6 protein-coding genes are annotated in these 8,322 nt (G+C 60.5%); 3 read left to right on the top strand and 3 right to left on the bottom strand.

Annotated elements, in window-relative coordinates:
- Positions 1-65 precede the first annotated feature (65 nt).
- Both Uis1B_RS11090 and Uis1B_RS11095 read right to left on the bottom strand, forming a co-directional pair.
- Positions 66-551 carry a hypothetical protein gene (locus tag Uis1B_RS11090; protein ID WP_101618302.1) on the bottom strand — a complete coding sequence of 162 codons (486 nt, stop codon included), beginning with the start codon at positions 549-551 and terminating at the stop codon, positions 66-68.
- 360 nt (positions 552-911) lie between these two features.
- Positions 912-2,036, bottom strand: a complete 1,125-nt coding sequence (locus Uis1B_RS11095) for a GuaB3 family IMP dehydrogenase-related protein (RefSeq protein WP_101618303.1) — start codon at positions 2,034-2,036, stop codon at positions 912-914.
- Between the two features lie 169 nt (positions 2,037-2,205).
- On the opposite strand from Uis1B_RS11095, the gene Uis1B_RS11100 reads away from it, so the two are divergent.
- Both Uis1B_RS11100 and Uis1B_RS11105 read left to right on the top strand, forming a co-directional pair.
- Positions 2,206-3,426: an NADP-dependent isocitrate dehydrogenase gene (locus Uis1B_RS11100; protein WP_101618304.1), complete on the top strand. Its 1,221-nt coding sequence runs from the start codon at positions 2,206-2,208 to the stop codon at positions 3,424-3,426.
- Positions 3,427-3,701: 275 nt separating this feature from the next.
- Positions 3,702-5,234 carry a substrate-binding domain-containing protein gene (locus Uis1B_RS11105; RefSeq protein ID WP_133124930.1) on the top strand — a complete coding sequence of 511 codons (1,533 nt, stop codon included), beginning with the start codon at positions 3,702-3,704 and terminating at the stop codon, positions 5,232-5,234.
- Positions 5,235-5,263: 29 nt separating this feature from the next.
- Here Uis1B_RS11105 and Uis1B_RS11110 read toward each other — a convergent pair whose 3' ends face one another.
- Positions 5,264-7,078 carry an AMP-dependent synthetase/ligase gene (locus Uis1B_RS11110; RefSeq protein ID WP_101618306.1) on the bottom strand — a complete coding sequence of 605 codons (1,815 nt, stop codon included), beginning with the start codon at positions 7,076-7,078 and terminating at the stop codon, positions 5,264-5,266.
- Positions 7,079-7,505: 427 nt separating this feature from the next.
- On the opposite strand from Uis1B_RS11110, the gene Uis1B_RS11115 reads away from it, so the two are divergent.
- The coding region (locus Uis1B_RS11115; RefSeq protein WP_101618307.1) for a tyrosine-type recombinase/integrase at positions 7,506-8,322 on the top strand (817 nt) is incomplete at its 3' end.

An 8,322-nucleotide genomic window follows, 5' to 3' on the forward strand; every position in this document is an offset into this window, starting at 1 on the left:
GTCTTACGGTATGGGATCATCGGTAAAAACCGTCGAGGGGTTTTACCGACCTCCATGCGATCGCGTCACCCGAAGTCAAGCATCGTGCACAGCCAGCGGCTGCCCTTCCGTCTCAGCACCAGACTGACGTGATAGTCCTCGTAGCCGATGGACAACCCGATGCAGGCGTCGAAGCATTCGGGATTGAGCAATGTGCCGAACAGGTACTGCGGGACCACGGGAAGATGACGATGCCAGGTGTCCTGCGCATCCTTGTCGGTCTCCAGCAAAGCCGCGAGAAACATCAATCGGTCTATGCTTTTTTCGGTGAGTCGATTGTCCAGAATCTGCGGGCGCAGTCTTCCCCTGACCACGTCGGCGGCGATGCAGGCCAGATGGCACGATCTGGTGGCCAGATCGGCGCACTCCCCCGCGCTGAGATCGTGATGAGACACCCGACACACCCTCATGCGCACCACTCGGCTCTGCCCATCGGCCCCATACAGGCTAGGCATCGTGAACGTGAAGTTCACCCGTTTATCCCCGTCGTCGTTGTCGTTGTCATTCGTCATACCGACCCTCCTTGGTCTCTTCTTTGCGGCGCCCTCATTTCGAGAGCCCGCCACCAGAATGGCATGCTGAGATTCACAGTCAAGTCAGGAAACGCGGAATGTGGATAAGTGGACAATCGGCAGGGTTATCCACAATGCTCGTCTCGGGCGCGCCACGGAGGGAGATGACATGAAGTCGGCATTCGCGGACCCCACTATAGAAAACCCTATGACACCCCCTTTAGGATATCGTTACACCCCCCTCATTTAATTGCACTGGTGCCTCCGTCCGACCTATGAAAAAGCCGACGGCAACAAGCCGTCGGCAGGGTTCGAGGGCATCGACCTCCCGGTCACAACGATCACATCATCGTCGTCGATTCACAGACTCTCATACGGGGTGACCGCAACGCCGCAACGCTGGAACTCCTTGACATCCACATAACCGGTGGTCGCCATGGCTCGCCGCAGGGCACCGATGAAGTTGACCGTACCATCAGGACGATGGCTTGGACCGTACAGGATCTCCTTCATGCTGCCTACGGTCTCCACATGGTACCTGCGACCACGGGGAAGCTCGGCATGGCAGGCCTCGGCGCCCCAATGCTCGCCGTGGCCCGGAGCCTCGGCTGCGCGGGCCAACGGAGTGCCGAGCATCACCGCATCGGCGCCGAGGGCGAACGCCTTCACGAAATTACCGGACACGCCGGTGCCGCCGTCCGCGATCACATGCACGTAACGGCCGCCGGACTCATCCATGTAATCGCGCCGGGCGGCGGCCACGTCGGCGATGGCGGTGGCCATGGGCGCGTGCATGCCGATGGTGGTGCGCATGGTGGAGACGGCGCCGCCGCCGATGCCGACCAGCACGCCGGCCGCACCGGTGCGCATCAGATGCAATGCGGCGCGATATGTGGCCGCACCTCCCACGATCACAGGAACGTCGAGCTCGTAGATGAACTTCTTGAGATTCAGCGGCTCATGGGTGCTTGAAACATGTTCGGCGGACACCGCGGTGCCTCGGATCACGAACAGATCGACGCCCGCGTCGATCACCGTGGAGTAGAACTCCTGAGTACGCTGGGGGGTCAGCGACCCGGCGACGGTGACGCCGGCCTCCCGGATCTCATGAAGCCTTCGGGCGATGAGCTCGGAGCGGATGGGCGCCGCATAGATCTCCTGCATGCGAGCCGTGGCCTTCTCCTGAGGCAGCTGCGCGATTTCGGCGAGCAACGGTTCGGGATCCTCGTAACGGGTCCACAGACCCTCCAGATCGAGAACCCCGAGGCCGCCGAGCCTGCCCAGCTCGATGACGGTCTTCGGACTCATCACCGAATCCATGGGGGCGCCGATCACCGGAACATCGAACTCGTAGGCGTCGACCTGCCACGAGGTGGACACGTCCTGCGGATCTCGGGTGCGACGGGAGGGAACGATGGCAACATCGTCGAGGGAATAGCTCAGACGGCCGGACTTGCCCAGGCCGATTTCAGTCTCTTGTGTCATGCCCTCTAGGCTAATGCGCCGCCCAGACTCCACGCCCGTCGCGCGAACCCGTCAGAGCCCGCACGAGCGTCGGTGCGGACATTTCATGCGCGATGAAACATACATCGTGTATGAAGAAACATTGGTCAAGGTGACCATCACCCACATGCCCGGAAAAGGAGCGACTCATATGGCAAAAATCAAGGTGGAGGGCAAGGTCGTCGAACTCGACGGCGACGAGATGACCCGCGTCATCTGGAAGGACATCAAGGATCGCCTCATCCTGCCCTACCTCGACATCAACCTCGACTACTACGATCTGGGCATCGAGAACCGAGACGCCACCGACGATCAGGTGACGATCGATGCGGCCGAGGCCATCAAACGCGAACACGTCGGCGTCAAATGCGCCACCATCACCCCGGATGAGGCACGCGTCAAGGAATTCGGTCTGAAGAAGATGTGGAAATCCCCCAACGGCACGATCCGCAATATTCTCGGTGGCACCATCTTCCGCGAACCGATCGTGATGAGCAACGTGCCGAGGCTGGTGCCCGGCTGGACCAAGCCCATCGTCGTGGCCCGACATGCCTTCGGAGACCAGTACAAGGCCACCGATTTCAAGGTTCCGGGAGCCGGCAGGCTCACCGTCACCTTCACCCCCGAAGACGGTTCCGAACCCATCGAGCATGTGGTCTACGACTACGGCGCCGACGGCGGCGTGGCTCAGGTGCAGTACAACGTCAACGATTCGATCCGCGGATTCGCACGCGCCTGCTTCAACTACGGGCTCATGCGGCACTACCCCGTGTACCTCTCCACCAAGAACACGATTCTCAAGGCGTACGACGGACAGTTCAAGGACATCTTCGCCGAAGTGTTCGACACCGAATACAAGGACAGGTTCGAGGCGGAGGGCCTGACCTACGAGCATCGGCTTATCGACGACATGGTCGCCAGCTCCCTCAAGTGGCACGGCGGCTACATCTGGGCCTGCAAGAACTACGACGGCGACGTACAGTCCGATTCCGTGGCCCAGGGCTTCGGTTCGCTGGGTCTGATGACCTCCGTGCTCATGACCCCGGACGGTCAGACCGTGGAGGCCGAAGCGGCCCACGGCACCGTGACCCGTCATTACCGCCGTTGGCAGAAGGGCGAGAAGACCTCCACCAATCCCATCGCCTCGATCTTCGCCTGGACCGGCGGACTCAAGCATCGCGCCGATCTCGACGGGACTCCGGAAGTGCGCCATTTCGCCGAAACACTGGAAAAGGTCATCGTCAACACCGTCGAAGGCGGACAGATGACCAAGGATCTCGCCATGCTGATCGGCCCGGACCAGCCTTGGCTCGACACCGAAGGGTTCATGAACGCCCTCGACGAGAATCTCGCCAAGGCTCTCGCTCGGTAATCACAAACAGGGCGAGACGGAAGAACACCATTCCACGGGGAAGGGTCATGGACGGCGGGAATCCACAGTCCATGACCCTTCCCCGTATCCGAAGGTTTCCGATCATCCGATCCCACGCCGTCATGCTCCGTCCGTACCCGGTTCATACCGGAGGATGAGCCACGCGTCAGAGAAATGACCTACAATCCCCATAGTCGATATTTGCAGGTCGACCGGCCTGAAATGCGTGAACCGAAGGATGTGATGTTGTGCTCAACTGGCGAGAACGTGGCAGAATGATCTTCTCTGCAGCCACTTGCGTGGCCATGTTGCTCTCGCTGTCGGCCTGCGGTCAGGACGGCGACTCCCCTACCCCGAAACCCACCGGAACCAGCTCGTCGACGCCCCTATCGGAGCCCGGCACCGCATCGGTGTTCCTTCCTTCCGACGGCATTACGCTTTCCCAGAACACGCCATTGAATAAGTGGACGAAACTCGAAAAAGCCATCGTGGATGCACTCGTCGATCAGGGACTCGATAACAACGACGTCAGCACCGTAAGCTCGAAGAGCCTTGACGATCAGGCCGATGCAATCACCAAGCACCTTGAAGAGCGAACCGAACGAAACGCTCGCCGCCAGAGCGACAACGGAAAAGGCAGTACCGGCAACACCCCCCATGAAACCATGATCATAGCCCCCGTATCTTCTCCGGATGACGTGACTCGGCAGTACGGCGATTATGTATCACAAACGCTGAGCCGCGAAACAACCGGCAACGAATCCCCCTCCACATCCCCCGCATCACCCTCCGCCAACGCCGCAAACGACGATGCATCACAGAACAACGGTGTGACCCGACTTGTTTCCGCACTGGAACAGGCGAGAAAGGACGGGGTGTCGGTAATCCTCGTCGCCAACGGCATTGAGGGCTACAAGCCCGATGCCTTCGTCAGACTCTCCACGCTGAGCAGCATCGCCCGCACCCAGGCCACGCTGCTGGCCAGCAAACTCGACCTGTCGCAAACCACCAGCGAGAATCCCAAGCATGTGGAGATCATGCTGCCCGCCAATGACGACGACGCCATGACCAAGGAGGTGTTCGCCAGTATTTGGGAGGTGCTCGGTCCCTATTACCGTTCCGGGGTCGTGGTGAGCCCCTCGGGTCTGCTTGACTCGCACAGCGACGCGAACAGCTGGAACAGGGTGACGTTCAAGGCGACCGACGCACATGCCGTCGGCACGGAACTCTCGAACCGGCTCGGACTTGACGGGAAGGACGGTCTGCCAGCCATCGACGGAGTGCTCGCCATGAACGATTTCGTCGCATCCGGCGTGGTGTCCACACTGTCGTCGGCCGGATACCAAGGTTCCGCCGCCGACATCAATCCCCAGATCACCATCGGCGGAATAATGGACAACATCGTCGGCAACAAGGACCTCAAAAAGCATCAGGTACCTGACCCCCGGAAGTCATCCGCTTCCGTCTCCGGCGAGGCCACCGATGCGGACGGCGACTCGGCGACCGATGCCTGGCCCATCATCACCGGCTACGGCGCATACCTTTCGAACATCACCGACGTGGTCGACGGCGCCCAATGGAGCACGGGTCTGGAGGACAGAAACGGATACGCCAAGTCGATCGCCGAAACGGCCGTACTCCTCAATGCCGGTAAAACCCTGACCGCCAAGGACGTGGACGGCACCGCAACGATCAACGGGGATACTGTGCCGCTGATCGAAAAGACTCCGATCAGCGTCTCCGCCAACAACCTGAAGAAGGCACTGATCGATCCCGGATACATCAAGCCGGCCGATGCCGGATTGTGACGGGGTGCCGAAGCATCGGCCGAAGGAACTCAGCGGTGTTTCGGCACATAGATCACATTGTCGATGAGATCCGCGTAACGTTCCTCGATCACCGATCGCTTCGTCTTCATGCTCGGTGTAAGCATGCCGTTCTCCTCGGTGAAATCGTCGGAGAGTATCTCGAATTTCCGAATCGATTCGGCACGCGAGACCAGCGCGTTGGCCGCGTCCACGGCACGCTCCACTTCGGTGACGATAATCGGGTTGCGGCTTGCCTCCTCCAACGAGGCCACTTCCTGCCCTCCCTGGGAACGCAGCCAAGCATTCGCATCATCGAGGTCTATGGTGATCAACGCGGAGATGAACGGCCTGCGATCACCGATCACCAGGCACTGATCCACCACGGGTGAGGTCATCACCGACGCCTCCAGAACGCCGGGCGAAACGTTCTTACCACCAGCCGTGATGATGAGATCCTTCTTGCGTCCCGTGATGGAGACGAAACCGTCCGCGTCGATGTCACCCAGATCTCCGGTATGCAGCCACCCATTGACGATCTGCTGGGTGGTGATCTCCGGATGATTGTGATATCCGCGGCAAACCGCACGGCTGCGAATGCACAGTTCACCGTCATCGGCAACGCCGAAGCTCACCCCCTGCATCGGCAGACCAACAGTACCGATCCTGTATCCGGTGGTCGGATTCACACATGCCGGCGCACAGGTTTCCGTCATGCCATAGCCTTCCAGCAACGGAAGTCCCACGCCGTTGAAGAAATGGGCGATCCGCCCGTCCAGCGGGGCACCTCCGGATACGGCGTATTCCACATGCCCGCCGAACACTTCCATAATCGAGCTGTATATCAGCTTGTCGTAGAACAGGTGCTTCAGCCTCACCGACACCGGCATGCGATCATCCGACTGCTGGTATCGGGACCACAGCCGTGCGGTGGTGGCCGCATCGAAGAACAGACGCCCTTTGAATCCCGAACCCGCCTTCTGCGAGGCGGCGTTGTAGATCTTTTCGAAGATGCGGGGCACGGCCAGCACGAACGTGGGCTTGAACACCTGGAAATCCTGAATGATGGTCTTCAGGTCGCTCGACAGGCCAAGCGTCACATTGCTGGCAAAACAGAAGAACTGCATGTATCTCGCGAAGACGTGGGCCAGCGGCAGAAACAGCAGAAGACGACGATCCGGCTTCATGCAGATATCCGGCATGGAATGACACCCCGAATAGGTGATGAACACGAAATTGCCATGGGTGAGCTCAATGCCCTTCGGAGTGCCCGTGGACCCCGACGTGTATACGATGGTGGCGATGTCGTCGCCCTGCACGGCGTTCTCCCGATTCCAGAATTCGTCTTCGGCGATGGTACGCCCGAACTCGGCCAGCGTATCAAGGGCATCAAGCTCAATCACATACACATCAGCAAGGTAGGCGGCCTGATCGCGAATCGACTCCACCTTGTCACGCTGGTCGTCGTTCTCCACGAACGCCATGCGTACCTGCGCGTCGTTGAAAATGGCCTTGACCTGAGCTGCCGAATTCGTTTCGTACACGGGCACGGTCACCGCTCCGATGGACATGATGGCCATGTCCAGAGCCGTCCATTCCCATCGCGTATGCGACATGATCGCAATGGACTCGCCTTTGCGCACCCCCTTGGCGATCAGCCCCTTGGCAAGGGAGATGACCAGTTGTTCGAACTCCTCGGCACTGAACGACTGCCAAGCCCCCTCGCTGTTCTTGAACTCCACCAGAGAGTCGTCGGGAGTGCGGCCTGCACGCTCCTCAAGAATCGAAAAGATGTTCTTGTTGTCATCGATGCGCGTCGTCTCCGGTCGAGTGTATTCCTTCAGCATATAGGCTCCCGTCATTGGTCATCTACAAGGATTCTACACACGGGACTGGGCTATTCACGGTTTTGCCGTAGCGACGGAATGATTCCAAGCGGAGAATATTTGAGGGGCATGACGAACGAGCTGACCGACAGGCTGCTTTCGAACCAGAAAACGAAAAACCGCGGCGGGCGACTCCCGACCACGGTTCCTGGTGGCTCCTGCGGCTGGGCTTGAACCAGCGACCGTCCGGTACACGCGATTCGTCAGTCAGTCGGGATGTCCGGATTTCACGGTCTGGCTGCTGCTGTGGTCGATGGCCGTGACACGGTTCATTCGCCGGACGAACGATCATTCTACGTTGTACAAGGGCTGAGTCAATGATGGACGCCCAGCCCCTGAAGTACGGAGGACGCGCTCCTCCACCCCTATTTCCAAAGGAGGAAACGGGATGCAGGTATGGAACACCAGATACGACATCGACCATGTGGGCCCCAGGGACGACTGGTCCGAGCCGGTCGAGCAGTGGATGCGGTTCCTTCGCACGGCTCATCGGTCGCCGGAGACGATCCGGACGCGCTGGTATCAGATCACCCGGTTCAGTCGTCTGGTCGGCCGTCCGATCGAACTGGTGAGGCCGGTGAACGTGGTCGCGGTGCTCGCCCAGATCGACGGGCTTTCCGCGAAGAAGGGCATGAGGGCCGCGGTCAAGGGGTTCTACGAGTGGGCTCGGGACATCTCCGGTCTGGTGGACGTGGTGCCGCTGTCGGGCGTGCCGTCCTACCGGGAGGGGCAGCCGGTCAAGCCGGTGTGCCCCGAACTGAACGTGAATCTCGGCATCACGGCCGAGGATCGGGACGTGCGCATCTGCTGCATGCTGGCGGCGTGGATGGGTCTGCGCCGCGCGGAGATCAGCTGGTCTCATGCCGGCCAGTTGGAGGACACGGACGATGGCATGGTCATGCATGTGTGGGGCAAGGGCGCCAAGCCCAGGGATCTGCCGGTGCCGGACGGGCTGGCGGTGCTGCTGCGCGAGCGGCAACCCGCGGCCAGGTCGGATTGGCTGTTCCCGTCCGACAGGGTGCGTGGCGAGCATCGGGGCGTGGATTGGGTCGGCAACCGCATCAAGCTTGGTACGGGCGGCTGGCCCGCGCATTCGCTGCGTCGCCGGTTCGCGACGGTCGTCTATTACCGCAACGGGTGCGACATCTTGGCGGTGTCCCGGCTTCTGGGGCATGCGGACGTGCGGACCACGATGCGCTACATCG

Origin of the sequence: Bifidobacterium margollesii (assembly GCF_002860355.1) — a bacterium.
Taxonomy (GTDB): domain Bacteria; phylum Actinomycetota; class Actinomycetes; order Actinomycetales; family Bifidobacteriaceae; genus Galliscardovia; species Galliscardovia margollesii.

Coding starts and splice junctions, on each gene's coding strand:
- Uis1B_RS11105 (WP_133124930.1), top strand. CDS start 3,702: ATGATCTTCTCTGCAGCCACTTGCGTGGCCATGTTGCTCTCGCTGTCG.
- Uis1B_RS11095 (WP_101618303.1), bottom strand. CDS start 2,036: ATGACACAAGAGACTGAAATCGGCCTGGGCAAGTCCGGCCGTCTGAGC.
- Uis1B_RS11110 (WP_101618306.1), bottom strand. CDS start 7,078: ATGCTGAAGGAATACACTCGACCGGAGACGACGCGCATCGATGACAAC.
- Uis1B_RS11100 (WP_101618304.1), top strand. CDS start 2,206: ATGGCAAAAATCAAGGTGGAGGGCAAGGTCGTCGAACTCGACGGCGAC.
- Uis1B_RS11090 (WP_101618302.1), bottom strand. CDS start 551: ATGACGAATGACAACGACAACGACGACGGGGATAAACGGGTGAACTTC.